Origin of the sequence: Sphingomonas glacialis, assembly GCF_006439055.1 — a bacterium.
Lineage (GTDB): Bacteria > Pseudomonadota > Alphaproteobacteria > Sphingomonadales > Sphingomonadaceae > Sphingomonas > Sphingomonas glacialis_A.
In genome coordinates, this window is the sequence record NZ_RCZC01000004.1 from 136,328 (window position 1) to 162,653 (window position 26,326).

Sequence of the window (26,326 nt, forward strand, 5' to 3'; positions counted from 1 at the left end):
GCGTTTCCTCACCAGGGTCTGATGCAGAGTTGTTACTTGCCGAGCAGCACGCCCAGCGGCCGAAGCGGCCCCAGCGGCGTGAGTTGGAACGACATCAGACCCGCCTGGCCAAGTGGCAGTCCTTCGAGCATCGCGCGGGCTTGAGTTACGTCGGTGACGTTCAGGATAAATACGACGCCCGTATCGTCCTGCTTCACGAACCACTGGTCGAGCTTGCCCGCCAGGTAGAGTTGGACCGTATCGCGAACTTCGGACTGGAGGGTCACCTTTAGGTTCGTGGCATTCGCCTTGGAGGTGAGCGTCCCGATCGCGAGGATGCGGGTGGTCGGGACCGCGGCCTCCGGGGGAGCGACAGCGCGGCTGGACTGAGCGGTGGCCATTGTCGGGGTGCCGGCGATCGCGAGGGCGGCGAGGATGCCCCAACTCGCGACGGTAAACACATTGCGGCTTGGTCGCCCCGAACGGTCGGTCTTCGCGTTCATTTTGGTGTTCCTTGCGAGGCCTCGCCGTTGCGGCGCTGCGGGTTGCAATGCTTCTGATGGGCGCCGGGAAAACAGGCGAGGCGGGTCCGGAGCGGGAGGCTTGTCTTCCCGACCGAACCCACTGCCAACTCAGGCCGCCTTGGGCAGCACGGTCGACATCTTCGCCTGCACCGCCTTCGGGTCCGCCGTGAACGCGTCGTGGATGCCGCGCGTCTGCGCACCAGCCACGACTTCGTCATTCCGGCCGGCCTGGACGGCATCGAGCGCGTCAGCCACGACTTCCGAAGGCTGCATGCGCGGCTCGGGCAGCTTCACGCCCATGGCGGTCTCGGTCTGAACCGCCAGGACGCCCAGGACGACGGTGCCCTGTGCGCTGAGCTCGGCGCGGATGCTGCGGGTGAGGGACAGGCCTGCCGCCTTGGACGCGGCGTACGTCGCGGCGGCGGGAAGGCTGACGAGCGCCAGCATCGACAGCATGTTGAGGATCGCACCACCGCCGGAAGCCGCGAGCGCAGGGGCGAACGCGCGGGTCATCGCCAGCGTGCCGAAGTAGTTCACATCCATCTCGCGGCGGGCGTCGTCCATGTCTGGTGCCGAAATCGATCCCGCGAAGGCCGCGTATCCGGCGTTGTTGATGAGGAAGGTTACGTCGGGCGCGTCGATCGCGGCCTGGGCGACCTGCGCGGGGTCGGTCACGTCCAGCGTGATCGGCACAAGTCGCGGGTCACCGCCTGCGAGCAGGTCGGCGAGCGACTTCTGGTCGCGCGCCGCCACGTAGACCTTCGTCGCGCCGCGCTCGAGCAGGTCGTGTACGAATGCACTACCGATGCCGCCGTTGGCGCCGGTCACGAGTGCTACTGATCCCTTGATGTCCATGGTCGTCTTCCTTTCATGTGATTGGGTATTTCGGTGAGTCATCGAGCGTGCCGGCGCCGACCCCGAGGGTTCGGCGCCGGTGCAGGTCAGGCGGCGTTGAGCTTGTCGGCGTGGAGCTTGGCGAACTCGCCAACCGTCATCGAGCGCCGGCCGGTGAGCATGGCGACGTTGTCGTCGGCCCCCGCCATGTGCCCGTTCTGGTAGTCGAGCATGGCGCCGCCCAGATGCTGAACGATGTATGGCGGGACGCCCATCTCGGTGATCGATGCGACATACTCGTCGATTGGGATGTCCTCGAACACGATCTTGCGACCGAGCGCTTCGGACAGTTCTTCGGCCATCCGCTCATGGTTCATCTCGACCGGCCCCGACAGCGGGATCGTCTCGCCGATGTGGCCTTCCGGGGCCTTGAGGAGAGCCGCGATCGCCCGACCCTGGTCATCGGCCGCGATCGGCGAATGGCGTCCCTTACCGACCGGCATCCGCAATACGCCCTGCTGGATGAAGGGGAGCTGCCATGGGTAGAGCAGCCACTCGAGGAAGTACGTCGGGCGGAGATGGACCACCGGCACGCCGGACCAGTTGAACACCTGCTCCGAGATGTACGTGTCGCGGCAGGAGTCGCTACTGGATTCGCGATCGGCGGAGCGCTGCGACAGGTTGATGATCACCTTGACACCAGTCTCCTTGGCCGCCTGCGCGAAGTTGACCGTCGCCACCAGCAGGCCGGGCTGGACTGGCCAGACGAAGTACGCTGCCTCGACACCCTGCATGGCGTCGCGGACCGTGTTGATTTCGAGGAGGTCGCCAAGGACCACTTCCGCGCCGAGGGCTTCGAGCGCCTCCGAGCGGGCGTCCCTGCTGTGGACCATTGCGCGTACGTCGAGTCCGAGGCGGATCGCCTCCTTGACGGCGGCGCGGCCGGTATCACCAGTTGCGCCCGAGATTAATACCTTCTTGCTCATGACAAAACGTCCTGTTCTTGGGGCTGCATGGCATCAACTTGGCGATTTCCAGGCCGATGTCATTTATATGTTGGTATCGTCTGGCAGCCGGGCGGCCGGTGGTCTGGGACCGTGGGACCGTCTTGCTGACACACGGAAGATCGGCCTTCCGGGGGGCGCCCGGTAGCAGTCCGTTTTTTCTATTACCTATGCTGATCCAGCATCAGTCGCGCTGGCTGCGACGCTATTGCGCCGGGGTGGACCCTGGTCGACGGTGGAGCTCATCGATCAGGAAATCGACGAAGGCTCTCGCGGCCTTTCGCGTTGCGCGGCCCATGGGGAAGTATGCGTGGACCGGAAGGGGTGAGAGCCACCAGTCGGGGAGGACACGGACCAGATAACCTGCATCGAGTTCGCGTTCGCAGGCCCACAGCGTGGTGGAGGTGATCCCAAGTGACGAGGTCGCCGCCACAACAGCGCCCGACGTGTCGTTGACTAGGATGTTCGGCTGCAACTCGATCTTCTGCTTCGTGCCGTCGCGCTCGAAGGTCCACGCCATGCTCTGCGCAGCCGCAGGTCCCCCGATGATGCGGTGCTCGACCAGGTCATGCGGGGTCGAGGGCGCACCACGTGCCTCGAGATATCGCGGGGCGGCCACTATCACCCGCTGAACCGTCGCGAGCAACTTGGTGGTGCCAGTGGCGTCCGGCAGTTCGCCGATGCGGATGCCGACGTCGACAGCCTCCCGCACCATGTCCTGGACCTTGTCTTCGAGCATGACCTGAACGGTGAGGCGGGGATGTCGCTCGACGAAGCCGGAGAGGGCTGGAAGCACGACGCGGTTGCCGAAGCTCGCCGGCATTCCAACCCTGAGCAGTCCGTGCAGTTCGCCATCTTCGCGCACGCTCTGCTCGGCTTCTTCGAGCAGCAGCAATATGGGTTCGATCCTGGCGAGGAATTCTGCGCCGGCCTCGGTGGGCACAACCGCGCGCGTCGTTCTGGATAGCAGACGCGCTCCTAAGTCGGCCTCGAGATCGGCGATGATCCGGGATGCCTGCGACTGGGCGAGGCCGCACTCCCGGGCGGCGGCGGAGAAACTGCCGAGGCGTGCGACGCGCACGTACAGCCTGAGTGCCGAGATGTCCTTCACGCGTGGATCGTATCCTTGCTGCCGGTCTTGCGCCAGTCGGGCGACGACGGGGAGAGTTCGAATTCCACGTCATACGCGAGGTGAGGGGGCGGCCGCCGGTGGCCGCCCCCTTGCCATGACTTGTTCTACGCGCGCACCGGGGCGGAAGCGCCCTTGGCTCGCGGGATCAAGCGTCCGCGCGCAGCAGGCTTGGCGGCACGATCGTCTCGATCAGCCCCGTCTCGACGTCGTAGACGAGGCCCGAGATCATGAAGCCGCCGGCGAGATCGGGATTGGCCTTGTAAGCGGCGACGTCCATCGCGACCGCCTTGCGGGGGTCGAGGACGGCCATCTCGTCGAGCTCCTCGCGTGAAACGCCCAGATGGGTGGCGAGGAGATCCGGCGCGTGCTTGTAGCAGCCTTTGATGCCGCAATCGGTATGGTGCAGGACGACGAGGTTCCAGCCGGGTCCCATGTCCTGCCCGACCGCCTTGGTGACGATCGGGAGGAGGATCATCGTCTCGACCAGCGCCGGATTGATGCGGCCGCCGATGTTGCGGTAGATCGCCGCATCACCCGGCTTCAGGCCGAGCACGTCCATCGGATCCACGCGCGGATCCAGGCAGCCAATGATGATCGTCTTGGTGTTCGGGATGATCTTGAGGTCGGCGTTGAAGCCGTTGCTCGCGAACGCCGCATTCTGCTGCGTGATCGTTTCGATGAAATCCATTGTATCCTCCGCGGTGTTGGCATTCGACGTCACGCTGCGCGACGCCCCTCTCGATCTTTGTCCTGAAGTGGCGACGGATCGCCCTCTCGGTGGCACCGGGATGCCCGTGCGGCATGCCTCAGGCAATTATACGAGTGTATCTCGCGAGCCCTCAACGCGCTGCCCCAAGGAATTCGGCTAGAATTTCGCTCGACCGTTTTCACCGCCCCTTGAACTATGATGCATATACACCATTTGAGTGTTCGGAAACGCGCCGAGTGGCGAACTCCACCGTGTATTTCGTCGGCGGACGCAGGTTCGAACTGCCGGCGGACGCGGAAGATCGAACGACGAGACACGGCTGGAACGCACAGGTCGCGGCATTCGAACGGGCAACGTGTGACACAACAGAAGGAATTTGAAGTGAAGAAGGTTTTGGTGACCGCCGCTGCAGGTGATACGGGTCGACCCACGGTCGAGCGGCTTCTCGAGAAGGGTTTCGCCGTTAGGGCGTTCGTCCGCAAGGACGACGCGCGGGCACAGAAGCTCCGCGACATCGGCGCTGAGGTCTTCCTCGGCGACATGGGCAGCCTTCGCGACATTCGTCTCGCCATGGAGGGCGTCCAGCTTGCATACTTCTGCTATCCGCTCGCGGAGGGCCTCGTCGAAGCAGCTGTGATCTTCGCCCAGGCGGCGAAGGAGCAGAAGCTCGAACTGATCGTCAACATGTCGCACAAGCAGTCGCGTCCGTACGCGCGCAGCAAGGCCTCCCAGAACCACTGGCTGTCCGAGCAGATCTTCAACTGGTCGGGCATCCCCTCGGTGCATCTGCGCGTGACGTTCTTCGCCGAGTGGCTGCTCTACATCGCGCCGCAGATCAAATACGGCCGCTACCTGATGCCCTACAACAAGGACAACCGCTTCGCGCCGCTCGCCGCGGGGGACACGGCCAAGATCGTGGCCGGCATCATGACGGACCCGACGCGTTGGGCTGGTCAGGCGCTCCCGCTCCACGGCCCGGTCGAGTACAGCCATGAGGAACTCGCCGCGGAAGTCTCGCGTGTCCTCGGCAAGGATCTGAAGTACGAGCACGTCACAGTTTCCACCTTCCTCGAAGCCTTCGGCCTCCAGGACGCGACGGCGATGCGCAAGCACTTCGAGGCGGTGACGATCGACCAGCAGGAAGGCCTTCTGGCCGGGACTGACACGACCGGCGTGTCGATCATCGGTGGGCCGTTGACGACCGTCGAGGAGTTCATCAACGCCAATCGCTCCGCCTTCGAGCTCACCTATCCGCGGACGACCGCCGCCTAACGGCGAATGAGACGAGCGGATTGGCGTCGTAGGATGTCGATCGGATCCTGGGGGGCGGGCCGTCGTTTGACGGTCCGCCCTTAGCGCGTTTGGATTTAAGGCGTCCGTGACGCCTGGTCTGGATCGACGTGCGCGCGCTTCCATCGCATGGGGGTCTGTCCGAGGAAGCGTTTGAACAGGCGTGTAAGATGCGCCTGGTCCGCGAAACCGCACTTGCGTGCGATCTGACTGAGCGAATCCGACGTTCCGAGCATCAGGATCCGAGCGCGCTCGGCCCGCCGCCGCATGATGAATTCATACGGCGTATCTCCCGTGCTTCTCTTGAAGGCTCGGGAGAAGTGGCTCGAGCTGAGGTCCACCAATCGGGCCAATTGTCCGATCGACACCGTCTCAGCCAAGTTGGCGTCCACGAAGGCCCGAACCCGACGCACCTGCCACAACGGTAGACCGCCAGTTTCAGCCCGGCTCGACGGGATGGAATGCGACAGGTCGACCGAAGTTGGCACCGGTGGGATGATCTCCATCATCTGAGCCATCCGGTCGAGACATTCGCGAGCTTCGCTCACGTCACCATCCAGCGCCGTGCGGGCACGAGCGAGAAGGGCCGCGATGGCTCTTTTCGACGTCTGGTCGATGGTGATGGGGGTTGCAACTTGTTGCCCTGGGGCGGCGGGTCGAACCACGGGATGTCCGCTCAGGCTGGATGGCGGTGCCACCCGTGTCGAGAAGTGGATATGACGGGCGTGTACTGAAGACTCCATTCGCTGCATGGCGGTACCGCTTCCTTACCCGGACGGCAGGTCCAATCCCGCGATGCCCAGGCTTCGGCGAGACTGCCGCCGGGTTCACGTTCGGTGACCTGATGCGGGAAGCTAGGGTGGGGGCGGATGATCGTTAAGACACGCCTTGTCGTCTCTGCTATAGCCCCTACGTGTCTTGCCAACGGCGGTTTTGTCGTTCTTGCCTAGCCGGTTGCGATTCGCCATTTCGCGTTTTCGCTGGATGGGCGTGTGTAATCGACGCTTTGGGAGCGGGGTCTGTTGCCGATGGCGGAAATCAGCAGGAAGATCCGCGTTCTCATTGCAGATGATCACCCCATGCTTCGCGATGGCGTCGCCGCAGTGATCAACGGCCGGTCGGACATGGAGGTCGTCGGTGAGGCGGAGAACGGTCGGCAGGCGGTGGAGATGTACGCATCTCTCCGACCGGACGTCACGCTGATGGATCTGCAGATGCCGGGCATCGGTGGCGTTGAGGCCATCGAGGCTATCCGAAGGGGTAATCCCTCGGCCCAGATCGTGGTACTGACCACGTATTCGGGCGACGCCCAGGCTCTGCAGGCATTGAAGGCGGGCGCTTCAGCCTACTTGTTGAAGAGCGCGATGCGGAGCGATCTGGTCGATGCGATCAGGACCGTCCACGCGGGTCGCAGACATGTCCAGGCCGAGGTGGCGCAGGGGATGGCGGAGCACGCCACGGAGGATCCTTTGAACGCCCGGGAGCTTCAGGTTCTTCGTCTGATAGCGGCCGGCAACGCGAACAAGGAGATCGCGGCGAAACTCTCATTGGCCGAGGACACCGTGAAGGCACACATCCGCAACATCTTCGCCAAGCTCTATGTCACCGATAGGACGCATGCGGTGACGACCGCCGCGCGGCGGGGGATCATCGAGCTCTGAAGCCGTCGAAGCCCAACCGATCGCGCACGCGTATCCAGACTGAGCCCTCGCCCGCCGCATTCTTGTAGGCGAGTCTGGCGGGAACATTCAGCGTCATTTCTGTGCCTCCCGCCCGTCGTGCGAAGAGGTTCAGCGTCGCGCCTATCCGTTCTGCCCGTTCCCGCATGCCCAGGACACCGAAATGACCCTCTGCGATCGCCGTCTTATCGCGTCCATCCGGCATTCCCACGCCATTGTCGCTGACGGTGACCCCCAGCGCGTCCTCGCTATAGCTGATGATGACCCTGACCGCTGACCCACCGGAGTGTTGGAACGCGTTGGCGATCGCCTGATCACCTATGCGCGCCGTCTCCTCCCGCACAGCCGGTTCAAGAGCCCGGGGATGTCCGAGCACTGTAACCTTGAAGTCCATGGGACGATCCAGCGTCGAGCGCGTTCCAAGATCGGAGAACACCTTCTCGAGGTCGTCTTCGCCGCCCTCGGATCGGAGCTGGAGGACGCGCTCCCTGCCGTCGACCAGCATCGCGTCCGCGCGATCGAGTGCATCCTCCAGAAGCCCCTTGACCTGACCATCTTCGGGAACCTTGTCCGCGACGGACTGGAATCGCATGATCACGCCCTGGATGCCTTGCAGCATCGTGTCGTGGAGTTCGCGCGCGATGCGTTCGCGTTCCGCCAGGCGGACCTCCATGCCAGCTCGGACGCGGGCGGCGATCTGCCGAAGCCTCATCTGATAGAAGAACCACAGAAATATTATCATCGTCAGAATGCAGAGCGCCACGAACCACCACGACTGGAGGAAGGTGGGGGGGATGGTGAATTCCAGGGAGGCGCCGGTCCGGTTCCAAATCCCGTCGTTGTTCGAGGCGATCACGCGGAAGTGGTACGTGCCGGGCTTGAGGTTGCTGTAGAACGCCTGGCGCCTGCTTCCCGGGTCCACCCAGTCGGCGTCGACGCCTTCTAGCCTGTAACGGAACTGGACACGCTCCGGCACAGCGAGGCTGAGAGCGGAATAGTTGATCTGCACAGCCGAAGTAGCCTTCGGCAGCGAAACGTTCTGCGGATCTCGGATCCTGTGGCCAGAGTACAGGATCGCGCTTATCGAAACAGGCGGCGGCAGGGTATTGCGGACCAGGCGTGCTGGATCGATTACGAAGAGATTGTCCTCAGCGCGGAACCAGAGCTTCCCATCGGCGGCGCGCAACACCGAACTCGGGGATTCGCCAACCCGCGAGACGCCGTCCAGGCCGTCCCTGAAATCGAAAAGCTCATGTGGAAGAACAGCCGATTTCGTCTCGAAAGCCTGCGCGAGCGCTGCGGTCCTGACGCGCGCGACGCCCTTCTTTGCGAATAGCCAGGTGTCGCCTTGGGGCGTTTCGACAATACCGGTCGCGCTTTGAAGCCACGGGAATCTTGCGCCGAGCTGCGCGATGTGGTCGTCCCTCATTCGAGCCAGACCGCCCGCAGTACCGATGAGCAGATCGCGCGCACCCTGATATAGCGAGACGATCCGCCTCTTCGGGTCGACCTTCACGTTCCACAGGGGATGGATCCTCAAGGAGTCGATCCTCACAAGGGAGCTGTGACCCATAGAAGCGATCATCCGGCCCTGACGATCGAAAGTGACGATGTTTGGCCCCTCGCTTTTGACACCGCTTGGCGGAGGGTAGTCCGTGGTGGTTCCATCTCGGGCGTAGTGCAGGAAACCATTCGCGACCCGCATGAACCAGAGACCGCCGTGAGGATCTGCCACGCAGTCGAGATAGGAGTTGTGGGTGCCACCGACGCGAGGGACGTGCGTGAACGGACCTCCCGTCGACTTGTACATCTCGTCGTAGGTCGTGAGCCACATCGTGCCGTCGTTGCTTTCGCAGAGCGTTTGTGGCCCCTTCAGGTTTGTAAGAAGACGCTCCGGTGATCCGTCGGCATGCATTCGGTAGAGGTTGTTGCTGTCCAGTACATAGATCGTCCCCCGGTGATCGACGGCGGTGAGGTGCCCTTCCGTCGTTGGGGGAAGGTGCTGTTCCACGGCGACGTTCGTTGCCCGGAAGCGGTCGAGACCCCGGACCGTCCCGACCCAGATCGTGCCCTCGCGATCCTCGAAGATCGGCAACGCCGAGTTGGACGAAAGGCCGTCAGTGGTGGCGAAGCGCTCGACAGTGGTCTTGGCAGGAAGCGTTCCCGCTGCGCCTTGGGCCAGGATCTGCGGCGTTATCCGATATACGCCCGCGCCTTTCGCGACGCCCCATAGATTGCCGTCGCGGTCGAAGATGACGCGTTGCAAGACCATCCCAATAGTCCCTTGGATCGGCGTTCCGACCAAGTGCAATTTCTGGTCAGCGACCGGCGTTGAAATCTTGCGGACGCCCACATCCGTCTCGGATGCCCAGATTTCTCCGCTCCTTGAGGTAGCCAAGCCGAATGACGTCTTCTCGCCGGGCTTTATGTCGGTCTCGACGAACCTGTGGCTCCCCGGATTGAGAACATGGATGCCGATGCGGTCGACAACTAGAATGCGCCCATCCGCAGTCGCGAGTGTGTCGAAATACCCTCTGGAGTTCAGTCCCCAACGTGCGTCGATCTCTGTCCATTTGCCTTGATGGAACCGCGCTAGACCGTGAAAGAAGGTACCAAGCTGGGCCCAGACGTCTCCGCTGCGATCCTGAACGAGCTTTATCACCGGAAACTTGCTGCTCGGCAGAGATGCGTCGGTCTCCAAGCCATGATTGAGGACGGTGATCCTGCCGGATGCGTGTCCTATCCAGAGGCCGCCATCTCGGGCGGCGAGCAGTGACCAGATCGAGGTCTCGCCACCTTTCAACTCGACGCGCTCGAACGTGACCCCGTCGAACCGGAAAAGGCCATCTAACGAGCCGATCCAGAGATAGCCGTCGGCCGTTTGCGCCAGAGCGAGGATGTTGGAGGGAGCGCCGTCATCGACGGTCCAGGCTGTATGCTTGAACTGCGTGAGCCTCCTTGACGGATCAAGGGCGGCAGCCGGTGACATCCAAGATACCGACAGCAGGGCGAATAGAAGTACGAGTATCCTTCGCATCGTTGTTGCCCCTGTTTCCGTCGGTCCTGATCACTAATTCTATTGCCTCAGTCCTTCGACTGGCGTCCCCATGGTCAATGGAGTCGCATGTTTGGTCAACGACGTAATTCCGGTCGCATCCCGTTGATTGCAGAGTGCGCTGGCGCGCCCACTGCGAGCGCCTCTGGGCCGCGACCTTAGAATTTCCTAGTTATCCCAATGGATTGCAACGATTTTGGGGGCTGATATCGCCCGATACAATGGGCCGAAGCGCCAGTTATCATCCGAAGATGAGCACGATCCTTCAAAACTCGGGGCCACGTACCATCAATAAGTCGCTCGATGATCGGTGTACAAAGGCTCCGTCACGTCGACTTGGAACTTCTGCTATTCATGCCGGAGGCACATGGCACCTTTTCAAACGCGCAAAGGGATCACCATCCTGTCGCGATCCGCTCAAGATTCTGGGAGTTTTGGAATGCGTCGGATCAAAGTGCTGACGGACCAACATGGGGGATGGAGCGCTGCGATTGCGAGGATTCGCGACGATCTCGACCCATGAAGTCTGCACTGCCACCCGCCGTAGGCCCGTCGGTCGGCAGGTCTGCCGATACGCCACCCAACGCTATAGCGAGCGATCGGGCGCATCTTGCGTGGATCGCCCAAATCCACCTTTCGGCGTGCGCTCGCTGGCTGGCATCTCAACCGCCAGCACAGGAGGACGCGGCCCACTCGCTTCGAGCCATCGCGGAGATCGTCACCGCGTTAGGCGGCATATCGACCGAGATAGGTGACGGACGAAGCGAGGTCGTATGCGGGCGCATCCTCGGGGCGGAGGTGACCGGCACTCTTGGCGAGACCTGGCGGGATTTGACTGAGATCGAACAGGTGCTGCTCGATTTGTCGCACCTCCTGAACGCGAGATAGCTCGCCCCCGCTCAGTACCGTGCGGTGATCTGCAATTCGAAGCGACGTCCCCTCGGATCACCGAGCGGACTGTAGCCAATGCCATCGAACGATGCTGACAAGGGCGGCACCACGATCGGCGGCATCTTGTCCAGGAGGTTCTTGATTCCGAAGCGATAGGTGATCGAGGGCTTTCGCCTCGTGGAATCGCCACCGCCGGCGATGAGCGATGTCCAAGCGTCTACGTATGCCTGCGCAGGGATCTTGGCCGAGGCCTGCTCCAGGAGATTCGTGGCGTTCTGAATCGGGTAGGAACCGCCGAGTAGCGACCCCGGTTGGAAGGAGTAGGTGACGCTGTACGAGCTATAGGCCTGCGCATCCAAACCGAAGGACCAAGGGCCGCGTGACAACGCGACGCCCCCGTTCGCTCTAAGGGACAATGGGCCGTTGAGGGAGTCGACGGAATCGTACGACGATGCGTTGAGTGCGCCGCGACGCAGCTTCGGCTCCCAGGTCGCCTGGGCGTATGCCGTCAAACGACCGAAGGAGGTCCTGCGATCATATTGAAGCGCGAAATCGAGCGCGTTGAGCGTCGTGCTCCCGGTTGCGAGGTAGCTTGCGTCCACTTTCGTGATCCGCCCTACGGTGTAGCCGGCAACGATGTCCGAGGCGGAGAGTGGGGCTCGCGTGATCCGACCGGGGTAGAGGGCCTCATTCGTCACGAAGTATTGAAACTGTGCTGCCGAGAAGTCCGTGATCTCGTGGTTCGATCGCAGAATCATGAAGTCGAGTGAAAGACGCAGGCCGGGGAGGAATGCCGGCTTCGCGATCGCGCCGACCGACCAGGTCCGCGTCTTTTGCGGGCGAAGCCCGGCTGGCCGCCGTAGAGGAAGAGGGTCTGGATCGAGGAGGCGAAGCTGTCGCGCGGGCGCTTGGGGTCCGAATACGGAAAGAAGCCGAAGCTGAAGCCGTTCGGCGTGATCTGGGACTGCGTCGGAGGAGTGTAGCCATCGGCATAGCTTCCCCTGAGCGTGATCCCGTCGGTTGGATTGAAGCGCAGACTGGTGGTCACCGCGGTGACGGTGCCCTTGCTTCTGACTTCGTTCCCGAACGTTCCGAGTTGCAGGAGCTGGGCGTCAATCACTGGAGCGGCGATCTCATAGCGATCCGTCCGCACGGCGACCTGCGCTTCGAGCCCGCGGAGTACGGACTTGCTTGCGTCATTGCTGACGATCGGGATCCTCGCTTCGGCGAACGCCGATCCGACGGTCTGCCGGGCACTTTGGTAGTGGGTCGAAGAGCGAAGCGCGGGGGTGCTGACATAATTGTCGTAATCTGCGCCCGGCGCACGTTCGTCCCGGAGTTCGGCCGTCAAGGTGATCGAAAGGGGGCCTGCGGGAAGGTTCACGAGTGGGCCGGCGACGCGAAGGTTCAGGTCCCGAAGGCGATTGGTCGCATAGTTCTGGAAGAACGGCGTCACTGCGACTCTCGCGAGTTGGCTGGTGAGAGCGGTCCCGCCGGCGAAGGCGTTGATCGCATAGCCCGAAACCGGCGTGTAGCTCTCGACCTGAAACACCGTCGCCTGTCCGCTGGCGGCATCGAAATTCGCAACCCACCCCTTTCCGAGCTGCGCGATCGCGCCGATGGTCAGACGGTCGGTGGTGGACCTTGAGAGTATCTGGCCGAGTAAGCCCGCTGCCGGATAGGTGATGATGATGGGCTGGGCGAAGGGATTTCCCAGCTGTCCGGGCGACAGGCTGGTGGTCGTCTGGACCCCGCCGATCACGGCGCGCCCGGTAGTAGAGAAACGCAGATAGTCAGCGTAGACGACCAGCGAACGGCCAACGTCCTGTCGCACGGTTGCAAGGACGGAATGGGCATCCGCTGGCGTCAGGAGGCTCTGCTCGGCACCCTGGCCATCTTGGGCCAGCGTGAGATCGAGCTTGCCGGCGTTCGTAAGCAGGGCTGCGATGCCGACCGATGACGCAGCAGCCGGTCCTAGCGGCAGGAAGGTCGACGAGGCCCCAAGTGATTGGCCTCCCAGCGCGGGGATAAGCGAAAGGTTCGAACCGGTCGCGCTGACGACGTTCACGCTAGCCGATACGGGCAGATAGTTCCTGCTGCCGACCCGCTGATAGCGCAGGGTGCGGCTGCTCTCGATGAAGTCCCGACTGCCGAAGGAGAGGCCTTCGTCGGTCCTGTCCGTATAGCGAAGGGAGACCCGCGTGTGTTTCGAGGCGCTGGTCCAACCGATGTGGGCGTCGATCATCCGCTGTGCGGCATCGCCACGACCTGAAAGGCCGGTCTGCACGCTGAGAGCCGCCTCGTCGAAGTCGTTCTTGGTGACGATGTTCACGGCGCCGCCATCCGCGCCGATGCCGAATATGCCGCCGGCCGTGCTGGCGAGCGTCTCGATCCGGTCGATGCCCTGGATTGGCATGCCACTGACGTCAGGTTGAAGAAGTTCACCAAGTCCCGGCGTGCTCGGTAGACGCCTGCCGTTGACGAGCACGAGCGTATGATCCGTTCCGAGTCCGCGAAGGTCGATCTGCGAACGCGGCGACCCACCTGCACTGAAGGGCGCCTGATTCAGCGACAACGTTTGAGCATTCTGGGGCAGGCGCGTCTTGAGGAACTCCTCGACCGACCCCGGCTGCGCATCCTCGATCGATCGGCGGCCAGCGGTGCGATAGGGCTGTGCATCGTCTGCGCTGCGTCGGATGTCGGTATCCAGCGTGTAGCGCCCGATCACCAGAATGTCTGGGACCGGAGGGGGCGGCGCCTCCGGCGTTGGGGCTTTGTCGCCGGTCGTGTCGGCGATGATCACGAAGGTGCCCCCGCCGGCATTTCGGTAGGTCAGGCCCGTGCCCTTGAGCGTCTGGGCAAGTTCCCGCTCAATCGTCGAGGGTGTCGCCCGAACGGAGATGCGCTTGCCCGCGACGAGCCGCTCGTCGAACAGGAGGTTGACGCGGTGCGACCGTGCGATGCGATCCAAGCCAGCGGCCAGATCCGTAGCCCCCTCGGGCTGTCCCGCTGCGGCGGGCGCGGCGGCCGCGAAGCTGAAGAGCAGGATCGCCATGCCGGCCAGTTCGAGAGGGGAGGGCGTTCGCGGTCCAGTCGCTGGCGTCCTGTGGTGGCGCGTCACCTAGGTTGCATTCGGCGGGGGGGGCGAATTTTTCTTGGAAGCTCCATACGGGTTTGGAAAATCGCTGCGTTCCTGGATTTGAGGGGAGCGTCACGATGCTCGAAGCCATGAAGACAGTTCGAATCCTGATACCGCGTCGCAGTCACGCGGAAGTCGCGATCGCAAAGCACCGGCCGCCCAGGTTCGACAGACTTCGGTCGTTCCATCAAGCGTCGCATCGTGCACATCCCCCCTTTCCCGACCTAGCTGGTCCTCGTCTTCCATCATCCGACAAGACCGAGGTTGTCCGAGCGCGCGGACTTCTGACCGGGTCGATCATGACGCAGAGTGGACGTCGCGCCAATAGCGCACTCTCGCTCGTTCCGCTGCTCCCGCACGCGTCACCTTTGCGCGACATTGCCGTGCGCGCCGGATCGGCCCCTGTGCTACGGTGCACGATGTTGGCCGGTCGGCCATAATGGCGACGGGGTGTCCGATCCGTGACGAGGGAGCTGTCGATCTCCAACAGGGAGACTCACCGGTGAGCCGCGAGGACGACGAGCTGGGCCGACAGCTAGAGGCCCTGAGGGGCCCGCTAATTCGCTACTTCGCTCGATCCGTGAGGGATGGCAGCGAAATCGACGACCTGATCCAGGAGGTTTCGCTCCGCATCGTGCGGCGTGGCCAGCTGGAGGATTTCGATCGGTTCGCGGGTTACGTTTTTCAGACCGCCGAAAGCGTCCTGCGGGATCGGCACCGCCGTAGGGTCGTGCGGCTCGCCGACAACCATGTGCCGTTCGACGCCGATGAACACGTCGTACCCGTTTCAGGCGCCGACCGCGCTTTGATTGCGCGAGACGAGCTGCGGCAGACGAGCGTGTCGCTCGCCGCGATGCCGGACTGCACCCGCATGGTCTTCGTTCTCCGGCGGCTCGAGCGCCTTCCCTTCGCCGAGATCGCGATACGCCTCGGCATATCCCTCAGCACGGCTGAGAAACACATGCAGCGCGCGACGAGGCAACTCGTCGCGGAATGCCGGGGCGACGAGTCATGAGCGAGCGGTTCGAGGAAACACGCAGCGTGTCCGACGTGGCGGCTGACTGGTTGGTCGCCCATGACCGTGGCCTCACCCAAGCCGAGCGGGTGGACTTCGAGGTGTGGCTGGCTGGCCCGAGCACGAACGCCGAGGAATGGCGGATGGCGTCTCTGATGTGGGGATCATTCGACGACGAGCCGGACGAGCTGCTCGCATCGTTTCGCGCAGAAGCCCTATCGGCGCGTCCCTCTCGCACCCGCCGCATTCCGGCCTGGGCGACGGCGGCAGCGGCCGTGGTCGCGCTAACGGTCGGCATCGGTTCGTGGGGGTTGATCGCCCCCAGGACTGGCACTTCGGTCGATATGGCGGCCGTGGCGAGAACGTACAGCGGCGGCCAGTCGCCGTCGGAGGTCACGCTCGCCGATGGCAGCCGCGTGATGCTCGACGTAGGATCCCGGATTACGGTGCGGGAGACGGACGCGCGGCGCGATGTGGCCCTCGAGATCGGGCGGGCGTTCTTCAAGGTTGCGCACGATCCATCGCGCCCCTTCGTAGTGGCGTCTGCAGACCGCACCGTGACCGCTACGGGAACGGCGTTCGAAGTGGCGCGTGAAGGCAGCGGTCTTAGAGTCATCTTGGAGGAGGGGAGGGTCCGCATAGACGCGACGGGCAACCCTGCCGACCGGGCAAATCTCGTTCCGGGCCAGGAGTACTGGGTGAAACCCGGCTCGAAGGCCGAAATCCGATCCGTGGATGCCGCGGAGGCGCTGAATTGGCGCGACGGATTCATTTCCCTGCACGACATCACGGTGCGGGAGGTGCTTGCGATGATGGACCGCGGCAAGCCGCCGCACGTCGTCGTGACCGATCCTGCAGCAGGTGACCTTCGGGTCAGCGGTCGCTTCCGGGCGAACGATTCGGAGGCCTTCGCCAAGACCTTGGGCCTCATGTACCCGGTCCGGATAGCGAGATCTCCCTCGGGACAGACCACGATATCGTCCATCACGGCTGCGAAGCGCCGCAGGTCGCCGGAGTGAATGGTCATGACCATGGCATCAGCATCAACCGGAATATGCATCTGTCCGGTCACCGGCGCGCCCGCTTCGGGAGGTCGATCATGAGCCGGGTCGCGGTGGACCTTGCCGGCTCGTGCCCGACAGCAGCGCCTCACGCCGACAGCGGTTTGAAACGAGAGCATCATGACGCCCACATAAGGTGGATCGCGCGCCTCCATGTCGCAGCAGGCCATCGATGGTTGGCCCAGGACCCGGTCCCCACGGCTCAACTCGTCACTACGGTCATCATGATCGACGAGTGCCTTTCGGCATTGGGACTTGATCGAGCAAGCTCGGTTGAGGCGAGTGCGCGGCAGGAACTATGCGCTTTGCGAACCTTGGATGCCAATTCCTGCAGCATGCTCCTCGAGACGGCTGAGATGTGCTTCGGCCGCCATGGTATGAGGGTTTGATCGGGACTGTGGTTTCGCTGGTCGGACTTCTCGTACGCTCTAGCGATAGTGCAACCACACCCAAGCATTGATCGTAGGTGCATATGCACTATATGGTTGAGGCTAGGAGATTGATGTGGTCGCCGACGTTATCCAAGAGATGGTTTCGGACTGCATGCTCTCCCGCAGCCGCGTCATCTCTCGCGTGCTCACCAACGCGTATGACGACGCGCTCCGACCATATGGGATCAGTTCCCCTCAGTTCGTCCTGCTCACCGCCATCTGCAAGCTGGGCTCGGCAAGCAAGGCGGAAATTGCGCGATTCACTCAACAGGATCGGTCCACGCTGTCCCGCAACATCAAGCTCCTCTTGGATTCGGAATTGGTTGTTGAAGGTGAGGTGGACGCAAGCGGGCGCGCGAAACCGATCAAGGTGACAGCTGCCGGGCTTGAGCTCATGCATGAACTCGTGCCCGCTTGGCGTGCCGGGCAGGAGCAGGCGTTGAAGCTGCTCGGCGAGACCGGTGCCTCCGCAGTCATGGCGGTCGGTGACGAGATATTCGGTATGGCGCCGAAGTAACTACTTCGGCGCGCGCGGGTGTAGTTTCGAACGATCGCGGTCCGCGCACGATCGCTCCAGTCCCTAATGACGGGCGGCGCGCTTCTTTTTCAGGAACGGCGATGTGCGGACTCTGCGCGGCGTGATCGGGCGGTCGCGGTCGCATTCCAAGTCGCTGGGCTTATCGCGCCATATCTGCGCTCGCACCTCCCGATGGTCGGTTCGATATGAAAGTATAATGGCATCGTGCCCACTCTGAAACGAGAAAGGCGCCGCGTCCGCCGCACTCCGAAGTGAAACGGGAACACCCTTTCTGCGAAGGCCGGCAGCGACGCGCCGCAGCTTACGAAAGGGCGAAGCGATGATAATGGGCATGTCGGTACCGGCTTTCACATTCCTCCACGTGGTCATCAGCCTCGTCGGCATTGCCGCAGGTGTGATCTGGCTCGGGGGGCTGGTCGCCGGACGTTGGTTCTCAACCTGGAACGCGATCTTCCTGATCACGACGATAGCGACCAGTGCGACGGGCTTCTTATTCCACTCCGCCGCCTTCGGTCCCCCACATGTCGTCGGCGTGATCTCGCTGATCGTTCTTGCGGTATCGCTTGTGGCGATGTTCGTCTTCCGCCAGGCCGGTCTGTGGCGCCTTGCCTATGTGGCGACTGCGGTCCTAGCGCTGTACCTCAACGCCTTCGTCGGCGTCGTGCAGTCGTTCCAGAAGATCTCGCCGCTCCATGCGCTCGCACCGACCGGTGCCGAACCCGCGTTCTTCGTAGCCCAGGGCGCGGTGTTCGTGCTGTTCCTCGGTCTTGGATACCTCGCCGTTCGCCAGTCCAATCGGTTGGCTAGTATGGCAGGTCGCCGTGGTGGCCAGGCACAGCCCGCGTATTGATCGCCCCGGGGGCCGAACCGCCGGCTCCCGCAGACGCTGGCTCGGTGGGGGGTTCATCTTCAGCCCCCGACCAGACGGGTCGACTTCGAAGTAGTCGAGGCGATTGCGAATGAAAGGGCGGGGGGCGCTTCCAAAGGATCGGCTCGAATGCCCGCCCGCCGCATCTTCCTCAAGTCGCGGCGCGGCGGACTGGAGCGCCCGAGAACCAATCCGACGTCACTGAACGCCTACCTGAAATCGAACGCCGAGCAGCAGGAGACTTCCATGTCCGACACCGACGTTTTGCCGAATTCCGTGGTTGAGGACGGCAGCCCTGATCGCCTCGCGATCGACACGATCCGCACGCTGGCGATGGACGCGGTGCAGAAGGCGAACTCGGGGCACCCCGGCACGCCGATGGCGATGGCGCCGGTCGGCTACGCGCTCTGGAAGAGCGCGTTGCGCTTCGATCCCGCCGCCCCGCTCTGGCCCAACCGGGACCGGTTCGTGCTTTCGATCGGGCATGCCTCGATGCTTCTGTACAGCCTCCTTCATCTCGCAGGCGTCGAGGAGTTCGGTGCGGACGGTGCTCCGACCGGCAAGCCCGCCATCAGCATGGAGGATCTTCAGAGCTTCAGACAGTTCGGCTCCAAGACGCCGGGCCATCCCGAGTATCGAATGACGACCGGTGTCGAGACCACGACCGGGCCGCTCGGCCAGGGCTGTGGCAATTCGGTCGGAATGGCGATCGCGGAGCGCTGGCAGGCCGCGCATTTCAATCGGTTCGGCTTCCCGATCTTCGACCACGACGTCTACGTGCTGTGTGGCGATGGGGACCTGATGGAGGGCATTTCCGGCGAGGCCGCGTCCCTTGCCGGGCATCTCCGGCTCTCGAACCTCTGCTGGATCTACGACAGCAATACGATCTCGATCGAAGGGCACACCGACATCGCCTTCACAGAGGACGTCGCCGCGCGCTTCCGTGCCTATGGCTGGAATACGTTGACCGTCGAGGATGCGAACGACACCGAGGCGCTTCTCGAAGCGATCGCCGTATTTCGCGAGACCAATGACCGGCCGACCTTCATCACCGTGCGCTCGGTCATCGGCTACGGATCGCCCAAGGCCAACAGCGAGAAGGCGCACGGCGAGCCGTTGGGCGTCGCCGAGGTGGCGGCGACCAAGGCGGCTTACGGCTGGGATTCGTCCGAGGCCTTCCACGTGCCGGCCGGTGTCGCCGAGGGGCTGTCCGAGCAGATGCGCTCGCGGTCTCGCCCGCTCAGGGAAGGTTGGGAGGCCATGCGACTCGACTATGCGGCTGCGCACCCGCTTCTGGCGATCGAGCTCGAGACGATGCTGGGTGGCGGTCTGCCGGAGACGTGGCGGGCGGCCATCCCGGTGTTTCCAACCGACCCCAAGGGCATCGCTAGCCGCGAGTCCGGCGGACGCGTGGAGAATGCCATCGCCGGGGCTCTGCCGTGGCTTGTAGGGGGCGCAGCCGACGTCTCACCATCGACCAAGACGAACTTCACGTTCGAGGGTGCCGGCTCACTCCAGTCAGCGAGCTATGGCGGTCGCAACGTCCATTTCGGCGTCCGCGAACACGCGATGGGCGCCGTCGTAAACGGCATGGCGCTTAGCGGCCTGCGGGCGTTCGGCTCGGCCTTCCTCGTGTTTTCCGACTACATGCGCACCCCGATTCGCCTCGCATCGATCATGGAGATCCCTTCGATCTTCGTCTTCACACACGATTCGATCGGGGTCGGCGAGGATGGACCCACCCATCAGCCGATCGAACATCTGGCAGCGTTGCGCGCGATCCCTGGCCTCAACGTGATCCGCCCCGGTGACGCGAACGAAGTCGCAGTCGCGTGGCAGGTGGCGCTGGAATCAAGCCGTGTGCCAACGGTGATGATCCTTTCGCGTCAGGCGCTGCCGACGCTCGACCGGGTCACCATGGCTTCCGCTGACGGATTGCGGGAGGGGGGCTATGTCCTGGCGGATGCCGGTGACGTTCCAGAGGTGATACTGATCGCCACCGGGAGCGAAGTGTCGCTGGCCCTGGAGGCTCATCGAGCCCTGGTGGCGGGCGGCGTGCGTTCGCGCGTGGTCTCGATGCCCAGCCGCTACCTCTTCGACCGTCAGGATGCGGCATATCGCGAAAGCGTGCTGCCGTCGAAGGTGCGGGCTCGCGTAGCCATCGAGCAGGCCGGACCGCTGGGCTGGTCCGACTATGTCGGGCTCGATGGCGCGACCGTGACCATGTCTTCGTTCGGCGCCTCTGCCAAGTTCTCGGATCTCCAGCGCGAATTCGGCTTCACCTGCGAGAACGTTCTCGACGTCGCGCTTGCGGTCCTCGATCGATCCTCGCGATGAACGGCGGCGAGAAGGGGGCGTCCGCGCCCATCGACCCTGCGCCGCGCGCGACGCTTGTCATCTTTGGCGCCACTGGCAATCTGACCGCTCGGTTGCTCATCCCATCTATCCTGAATCTGCGTACCGACGGGCGGCTGGCGGACGACTTCCGGATCATCGGCATAGGAAGGGACCCTGGTGGCGACGATCTGTTGCGCCATAGGTTGGACGCGACGATCGCCCGCGAAGGGGCGGGAGCTTGGTGCGGCCTTCGGGATCGTGTCTGCTATTTGTCCGGCGATTTCACGAACGACACCGTCTATGAGACGCTTGCGGCGCATCTGACGGGTAATGTCGCATTCTATCTCGCGACCGCACCGGAATTCTTCGGCGAGATCGCCGACCGTCTGGGTGATGCCGGCCTGCTCGTTGAGGGAAACGGCTATCGTCGGCTCATCGTGGAGAAGCCGTTCGGTCGCGACCTCGCCTCCGCGCGTGACCTTAATCGTCGGCTCCTGGCTCGCGCGAACGAAAGTCAGATCTACCGGATCGACCATTTCCTTGGGAAGGAGACGGTCCGCAACATCATGGTCACCCGTTTCGCCAATGTCCTGCTGGAGGCTGTCTGGAACAATCGCTTCATCGACCACGTCCAGATTACGGCGGCGGAGAAGGTTTCGGTCGGGACGCGGGGAAAGTTCTACGATGCCACCGGAGCCATGCGGGATATGGTGCCGAACCATCTCTTCCAGCTTCTCGCCATGGTTGCGATGGAACCGCCGAATGGATTCGACGCCGACGCGGTCCGCGACGAGAAGGCGCGGGTCCTCCGCGCGGTGCGAGGCCCCAGGTCGGACGAGGTCGATCTGAATGCGGTCCGCGGCCGGTATCGCGCCGCCTACGGCGACATGGAAGCGGATTACCTGTCCGAAGCCGATGTCGCCTCGGGAAGCCGCACCGAGACCTTCGCTGCTTTGAAGCTCGGCATCGATAACTGGCGCTGGGCCGGCGTCCCATTCTACCTGCGGACGGGCAAGGCGCTCTCGGCACGTGACACCGAGATCGTCGTGACGTTCAAGCACGTGCCCTTCTCGATGTTTCGCGACACCGATGTCTCTGCGATCGCGCCGAACCGGCTCACGATCCAGGTGCAGCCTGACGAGGGAATGAGCTTCGAGCTCCAGTTCAAGCGACCGGGCGAGGCGGTGGACGTGACCAGCTCGAGTCTGGACTTCCGCTACGGGGATCACTTCGGGATCACGGGCCGTACGGGATATGAGACCCTGCTGTACGATGTCCTGATCGGGGACCAGACGCTGTTCCAGCGCGCCGATATGATCGAGGCCGGCTGGGCGGCCGTCCAGCCGATTCTCGAACACTGGAGCGCTCAGGGCACACCCGAGGACTATCTCACCGGCTCTTCGGGCCCGATGTCGGCCGATGCCATGATGGCACGGGACGGTCGCGCCTGGCACGAACTAGGACGACGCGGATGACCGGGCCGGCGCCGCGCGGCCGACGTCGCTGAGGAAGCGGGAAGACTTTCGGAACGGGAGCTGAAACGATGGTCGACACTGAGCACTTCGACATGCTGATCCTTGGAGGAGGCAAGGCGGGTAAGTCGCTTGCGATGGATCAGGCCAAGCAGGGCAGGCGTGTCGCCATGATCGAAGCCGGGTTGATCGGCGGATCGTGCATCAACATCGCCTGCATCCCTACGAAGGCACTGATCCGAAGCGCGGAGCGGGCTTCCCTGGTCGCGGACGCCGCCGCCTTCGGTGTGAACGCGGGACAGGCGTCCATCGACATGGAAGCTGTGGCGAGACGGACCGCCGAAGTGGTGTCCGGCATGGTCGGGCTCAACCAGAAGGCTTTCGATGCGAGTGGACTCGAGCTGGTTCTCGGGTGGGGAAGGTTCGTTGAGCCTCGAGTCATCGAGGTCGAAGGTGAGGGGGGTAGGCGGCGGCTGACGGCTCCGCGGATCTACCTCAACCTGGGAACGAGAGCGGCGATGCCCGCCATTCCAGGATTGAAGCGGGCGGTGCCACTTACGCACGTAGAGGCCCTGCTTCTCGACGAGGTGCCGGAGACGCTTCTGATCATCGGCGGTGGCTACGTCGGAATGGAGATGGCGCAGGCGTTCAGCAGGCTCGGGAGCAGGGTCGTCGTCATCCACGCCGGCCTTCGGCTCGGCGAGCGCGAGGACCCTGATGTCGCGGAAGAGATCCAGAAGCTGTTCGACTGGGAGGGGATCGAAGTCGCTACCGGCGCGAGAGCGAGCCTCGTCGAGGGCAGGTCGGGTGGAATCGTGTCCGTGACCGTCGACGACGGGCGGATCTTCACCGGGTCGCATCTGCTGGTCGCGACCGGGAGGCAGCCAATGACTTCGGAGATCGGTTTGGAGATCGCTGGCGTCGCGCTGAATGGGGGTGAATTCATCGAAGTCGATGATACGCTTCGGACCTCCGCACCGGGTATATGGGCGTTGGGCGAGGCGGCCGGCACGCCGATGTTCACCCACGCAGCCTTCGACGACTTCCGGGTGGCCAAGAGCCAATTGGAAGGGGGCAGCCGGACCACCGCAGACCGTCTGATTCCCTACTGCGTCTTCCTCGACCCGGAGTTCGCGCGGGTCGGATTGAACGAGCGAGATGCCGAAGTAGCGGGTCTGCACGTACGGGTCTGCCGACTCCCGATGGACGTGGTTCCTCGGGCGAGAACGATGTCCGCTCGCCGCGGCTTCATGAAATGCCTCATCGGGAAGGACGACCGCATTCTCGGCTTCGCGATGATGGGCGAGCGGGCGGGTGAGGTTGTGGCGACCGTTCAGCTGGCGATGCTCGCCGGCGCACCCTACACCTTGCTGCGAGATGCGATCCTGGCTCATCCGACGATGACCGAGGGATTGAACCTGCTGTTCGCCGGTGTGCCGCAGCTGCGGGACTGAGCTTCCTCTCCAAGTTGGGGGTTTGAGGGACGTCCAATCCATAGTCGGGCTCCGGAACCGTAATGTCTCCGTGATGCCCAAAGTGGTGCGGTAGCATTCTGGTTTGAGAAAAGCTGGAAGAGGCGCGCGTGCCGATAGGAGGGCCCCGGCGAAGGCGATTTGAAACGCACGTCCGCTGATGAAGCGATACCCCCCGTCACAGGCCTGAGTCCTGCGTCACAGACCGCACGTGAATGCCTTACACGCGCGGTCGGGCATGCAGACTGGCAAGGTTCGCTGGGTACCCGATCGTATAATTGTCGAACGTTCCACTTTCGACGAACACGTGATCGTGTCGGTGGATTGGCACCCGGCTTTCGATCGGGAGGCATGGACGCCCAAGCGTCGATGTTCGGTCGCGGGCGGGCGATGCAAGGTTGCCGCAGTTGATATCAAACGATTTCAACATCCTTTTCGAGATCCGCCGATGTGGCGGAACTCCGCGCCCAGGAGAGTGAGATGACACCTTTCGTATCATTGGTGCCCGCCGGACCCTATCCGACGCCTTCACGGGGGCCGACGCCTGCGGCGACCTACCTTGTTGCAGAGATGGATGAGATTTCTACCGAACTCGGTCCAGAACTGGCGGCTATGCGGCATCAGCGGGGCTTGTCCATGCGTGGCGTCGCCGAGTTGACCGCGGCGGCTCGCTCCGGACAAGCAATCGGCGATCGGATGATGAGCATCGATGGCGCCGGGCGCCCGCCGTCGGCGGTCTGATGAACGGATCGCCTCTGCAGCGTATCGACCGGCATGGTCGTCAGGCCCCAGGTCTTATCGTCTCGGTGAGCGATACCGACTTCGCGCAGACCCTGCAGCGGCTCGATGGCGAAATGCAGAGGCGGGGCATCACGCCGGTCGCAAGAATCGATCACTCCGCGGCCGCACAGCGCAGCGGACTTAGACTGCCGCAGACGTTGCTGCTCGTATTCGGCAATCCCAGGCTTGGCACGCCGCTGATGCAGCAGGTTCGCACCTCGGCCATCGATCTGCCACTCAAGATCCTCATTTGGGAGGAGGCGGATCTCGTCTACATCGGCTATAACGATCCGCGCTGGATAGCTGGGCGGCATGGGCTCGGCGAGTTCGAACGCGAGCTTCGCTTGATGAGCGCCGTTCTTGCCGAGCTGGCCAGCTGGGCGGCGGCGGAAGGGGTTTGATGCAGGGCGGCCGCCACCTTGGCCGGACGCCTCGACCGAGACGGGCGTCTCGAGGAGCTTTCCGCCACCGCCACGTACGGGACGGAGGATCGCAGGCGAATGACCGAGCGCGATGATGTCGAGAAGCTGATCGTCCGACTGTCGCCCGAGCCGGTCTGCGATGATTGCATTGGTCGCACCCTCAGGCTTGCGGATGCCGCCCACACGCATCAGCGCATTCGGGAACTTGCCGGTTCGAACGGCTTCGAGCGGCTAAGACAGGTCTGCTCCCTCTGCGGCATGGAGCGGATCTCGATCCACCGTGTCTCGCGATGAACCCGACTCTGACCGAGCGATACGTTTGAGGCTGCCGCCATCGGAGTTCGCCGCGGACGGTGTGAGGTTTGGGTGGTCGCATCGTGCGGCGGTTAGGGCTTCGCGGTGCGGGGGAACGAGAGGTGGAAGGCGGTGCCTACGCCCAGACTGCTCTCGACTGCGATGTCTGCACGCGATGCCCGTCCGAATTCCCGGACTATGGCCAGCCCGAGCCCTGTTCCCGTCGCCTTCGTGGTGAAGAAGGGCGCGAAGATCTTTTCAACGAAGTCGGGGCGGATGCCTTCGCCGTTGTCCTCGAGAGTGATGATCATCCTGTCGCCCCTTGGGCACGGGCCCCCGGGTGCGTTTCGAGCAGCGAGCACGATCCGGCCCCGCCCCTGCATGGCATCGCGAGCGTTGATGGCGAGATTGAGCAGCGCATTCTGAAGCCGCCCGAAATCGAGTTTGACCGGCCATATGTCCGTGGGGATGTCGACGTCGATCGCCACCGCAGCGCCGACGGCGTCCTGAAGCAGCGGTACGATGTCGAGGAGGCGGCGGCTGTCGACCACTTCGTCGACCGACGCTATGCCGCCCTCCTTGCGACAGCGGTCGAGCAGCATGGCAGTGAGCCTGACGCCATGGTCGAGACCGCCGAATGCGCGGACGATCCTCGCTGCTGCCGGCGTCCCCTCCACATCCAGGGCGATGAGCTGGAGGTTGCCGGCGATGATCTGCAACACGTTGTTGAGATCATGGGCTAGTTCGCGTGCGTCCTTGCCGACCGGAGTCTCGACGTCACATGACTGATCGGTGGGCGTCGTCGCATCTAGCAGGATCGCGCGAAACGGTGTTCCTTCGGGGCGCTCGTCCATGAGTGTACTCTCCACGCGCGGCCGCTCAGGACCGCAGCAACCCGTTCAGCGGGAACAGCGGTCCCAGCGCGGTCAGTTCGAACTTCATGAGACCGGCCTTCGCGAGCGGGAGCGTTGCAAGCACTCGGGCCGCTGCATCGAGGTCGTTGAGGTTGAGGAGGAACAGGACGCCGCCGCCATGCCGCGCGTACCATTGGTCTATCGTCCCATCGAGATAGAGCGCTACCGTGTCCCGTACTTCGTCGGGCATTGTGCGCTGCACGTCGTCCGCATGGACATCCGGAGCGACGCTTCCGATCGCGAGAATTCTGGTGATAGGAAAAGTATCTGCACGGTTTGTGGATTGGCCGGACATGCTGGATCTCCTCTGCAGGCGATCCCGGAAGGACGCCGCCCTGGAGTTTCATGCGGTTATCGCGGAGCGGCTGCCATTATACGTCGGTATCTTACACGCAGCCGCTTAGTACGACGCGGAACAACGAGATGTATCGCCGGTGTGCTAGACCGGGTGACATCTGATTCAACCTCCTACCTCGACACAACGGA

The 26,326-nt window shown here is 63.4% G+C and carries 23 protein-coding genes; 12 read left to right on the forward strand and 11 right to left on the reverse strand.

The window, feature by feature from the left end:
• Positions 1-32: 32 nt before the first annotated feature.
• From EAH76_RS15220 to EAH76_RS15240, 5 genes are all read right to left on the reverse strand, one after another.
• Positions 33-482: a hypothetical protein gene (locus EAH76_RS15220; RefSeq protein WP_206667880.1), complete on the reverse strand. Its 450-nt coding sequence runs from the start codon at positions 480-482 to the stop codon at positions 33-35.
• 129 nt (positions 483-611) lie between these two features.
• Positions 612-1,358, reverse strand: coding sequence for an SDR family NAD(P)-dependent oxidoreductase (locus tag EAH76_RS15225; protein WP_140851135.1), 747 nt, complete (start codon positions 1,356-1,358; stop codon positions 612-614).
• An 86-nt stretch (positions 1,359-1,444) separates the two neighbouring features.
• Complete coding sequence (locus EAH76_RS15230; protein WP_140851136.1) at positions 1,445-2,323, reverse strand: NAD(P)H-binding protein; 879 nt, start codon at positions 2,321-2,323, stop codon at positions 1,445-1,447.
• Positions 2,324-2,546: 223 nt separating this feature from the next.
• Entirely contained in the window at positions 2,547-3,452 is a 906-nt protein-coding gene (locus EAH76_RS15235) for a LysR family transcriptional regulator (protein ID WP_140851137.1), read from the reverse strand.
• Positions 3,453-3,618: 166 nt separating this feature from the next.
• A complete protein-coding gene (locus EAH76_RS15240) occupies positions 3,619-4,161 on the reverse strand; it encodes a carbonic anhydrase (RefSeq protein ID WP_140851138.1) in 543 nt (180 codons plus the stop codon).
• Between the two features lie 402 nt (positions 4,162-4,563).
• On the opposite strand from EAH76_RS15240, the gene EAH76_RS15245 reads away from it, so the two are divergent.
• On the forward strand, positions 4,564-5,454 hold the full coding sequence (locus EAH76_RS15245; RefSeq protein ID WP_140851139.1) for an NmrA family NAD(P)-binding protein: 891 nt from the start codon (positions 4,564-4,566) through the stop codon (positions 5,452-5,454).
• A 95-nt stretch (positions 5,455-5,549) separates the two neighbouring features.
• Here the strand turns inward: EAH76_RS15245 and EAH76_RS15250 are convergent, their stop codons facing one another.
• Positions 5,550-6,224 carry an AraC family transcriptional regulator gene (locus EAH76_RS15250; protein WP_140851140.1) on the reverse strand — a complete coding sequence of 225 codons (675 nt, stop codon included), beginning with the start codon at positions 6,222-6,224 and terminating at the stop codon, positions 5,550-5,552.
• A gap of 276 nt (positions 6,225-6,500) precedes the next feature.
• Here EAH76_RS15250 and EAH76_RS15255 point away from each other — a divergent pair, with 276 nt between their 5' ends.
• Positions 6,501-7,133: a response regulator transcription factor gene (locus EAH76_RS15255; protein ID WP_140851141.1), complete on the forward strand. Its 633-nt coding sequence runs from the start codon at positions 6,501-6,503 to the stop codon at positions 7,131-7,133.
• Here EAH76_RS15255 and EAH76_RS15260 read toward each other — a convergent pair.
• From EAH76_RS15260 to EAH76_RS15270, 3 genes are all read right to left on the reverse strand, one after another.
• Positions 7,120-10,140 carry a sensor histidine kinase gene (locus EAH76_RS15260; protein ID WP_161989052.1) on the reverse strand — a complete coding sequence of 1,007 codons (3,021 nt, stop codon included), beginning with the start codon at positions 10,138-10,140 and terminating at the stop codon, positions 7,120-7,122. The two genes, EAH76_RS15255 and EAH76_RS15260, sit on opposite strands and share 14 nt — an antisense overlap.
• Before the next feature lie 965 nt (positions 10,141-11,105).
• Positions 11,106-11,855: a hypothetical protein gene (locus EAH76_RS15265; protein WP_140851143.1), complete on the reverse strand. Its 750-nt coding sequence runs from the start codon at positions 11,853-11,855 to the stop codon at positions 11,106-11,108.
• Positions 11,852-14,152, reverse strand: a complete 2,301-nt coding sequence (locus EAH76_RS15270) for a TonB-dependent receptor (RefSeq protein WP_140851144.1) — start codon at positions 14,150-14,152, stop codon at positions 11,852-11,854. The genes EAH76_RS15265 and EAH76_RS15270 overlap by 4 nt, the downstream gene beginning before the upstream one ends.
• Before the next feature lie 586 nt (positions 14,153-14,738).
• Here EAH76_RS15270 and EAH76_RS15275 point away from each other — a divergent pair.
• The 10 genes from EAH76_RS15275 (at position 14,739) to EAH76_RS15320 (ending at position 24,926) form a co-directional block, all read left to right on the forward strand.
• Positions 14,739-15,251: an RNA polymerase sigma factor gene (locus EAH76_RS15275; RefSeq protein WP_161989053.1), complete on the forward strand. Its 513-nt coding sequence runs from the start codon at positions 14,739-14,741 to the stop codon at positions 15,249-15,251.
• Positions 15,248-16,270 (forward strand): FecR family protein, encoded by a 1,023-nt coding sequence (locus EAH76_RS15280; RefSeq protein WP_161989054.1) that lies wholly within the window; start codon positions 15,248-15,250, stop codon positions 16,268-16,270. The genes EAH76_RS15275 and EAH76_RS15280 overlap by 4 nt, the downstream gene beginning before the upstream one ends.
• Positions 16,271-16,816: 546 nt before the next feature.
• Positions 16,817-17,260 carry a MarR family winged helix-turn-helix transcriptional regulator gene (locus EAH76_RS15285; RefSeq protein ID WP_140851147.1) on the forward strand — a complete coding sequence of 148 codons (444 nt, stop codon included), beginning with the start codon at positions 16,817-16,819 and terminating at the stop codon, positions 17,258-17,260.
• A gap of 352 nt (positions 17,261-17,612) precedes the next feature.
• A complete protein-coding gene (locus EAH76_RS15290) occupies positions 17,613-18,131 on the forward strand; it encodes a hypothetical protein (RefSeq protein WP_206667881.1) in 519 nt (172 codons plus the stop codon).
• Between the two features lie 264 nt (positions 18,132-18,395).
• Positions 18,396-20,486, forward strand: a complete 2,091-nt coding sequence (gene tkt, locus EAH76_RS15295; RefSeq protein ID WP_140851324.1) for a transketolase — start codon at positions 18,396-18,398, stop codon at positions 20,484-20,486.
• Positions 20,483-21,961 carry a glucose-6-phosphate dehydrogenase gene (gene zwf / locus EAH76_RS15300; protein WP_140851149.1) on the forward strand — a complete coding sequence of 493 codons (1,479 nt, stop codon included), beginning with the start codon at positions 20,483-20,485 and terminating at the stop codon, positions 21,959-21,961. Before tkt ends, zwf begins: the two co-directional genes overlap by 4 nt.
• 68 nt (positions 21,962-22,029) lie before the next feature.
• Complete coding sequence (locus tag EAH76_RS15305; RefSeq protein ID WP_140851150.1) at positions 22,030-23,412, forward strand: dihydrolipoyl dehydrogenase family protein; 1,383 nt, start codon at positions 22,030-22,032, stop codon at positions 23,410-23,412.
• Positions 23,413-23,910: 498 nt separating this feature from the next.
• On the forward strand, positions 23,911-24,171 hold the full coding sequence (locus EAH76_RS15310; RefSeq protein WP_140851151.1) for a hypothetical protein: 261 nt from the start codon (positions 23,911-23,913) through the stop codon (positions 24,169-24,171).
• A 65-nt stretch (positions 24,172-24,236) separates the two neighbouring features.
• A complete protein-coding gene (locus tag EAH76_RS15315; protein ID WP_161989055.1) occupies positions 24,237-24,611 on the forward strand; it encodes a DUF302 domain-containing protein in 375 nt (124 codons plus the stop codon).
• 99 nt (positions 24,612-24,710) lie between these two features.
• Positions 24,711-24,926: a hypothetical protein gene (locus EAH76_RS15320; protein ID WP_140851153.1), complete on the forward strand. Its 216-nt coding sequence runs from the start codon at positions 24,711-24,713 to the stop codon at positions 24,924-24,926.
• Positions 24,927-25,018: 92 nt separating this feature from the next.
• On the opposite strand, the gene EAH76_RS15325 is transcribed toward EAH76_RS15320, so the two are convergent.
• Together EAH76_RS15325 and EAH76_RS15330 are read right to left on the reverse strand one after the other, a co-directional pair.
• Positions 25,019-25,780 (reverse strand): ATP-binding protein, encoded by a 762-nt coding sequence (locus tag EAH76_RS15325; protein ID WP_140851154.1) that lies wholly within the window; start codon positions 25,778-25,780, stop codon positions 25,019-25,021.
• Between the two features lie 25 nt (positions 25,781-25,805).
• Positions 25,806-26,135: a hypothetical protein gene (locus EAH76_RS15330; protein WP_140851155.1), complete on the reverse strand. Its 330-nt coding sequence runs from the start codon at positions 26,133-26,135 to the stop codon at positions 25,806-25,808.
• Positions 26,136-26,326 lie beyond the last annotated feature (191 nt).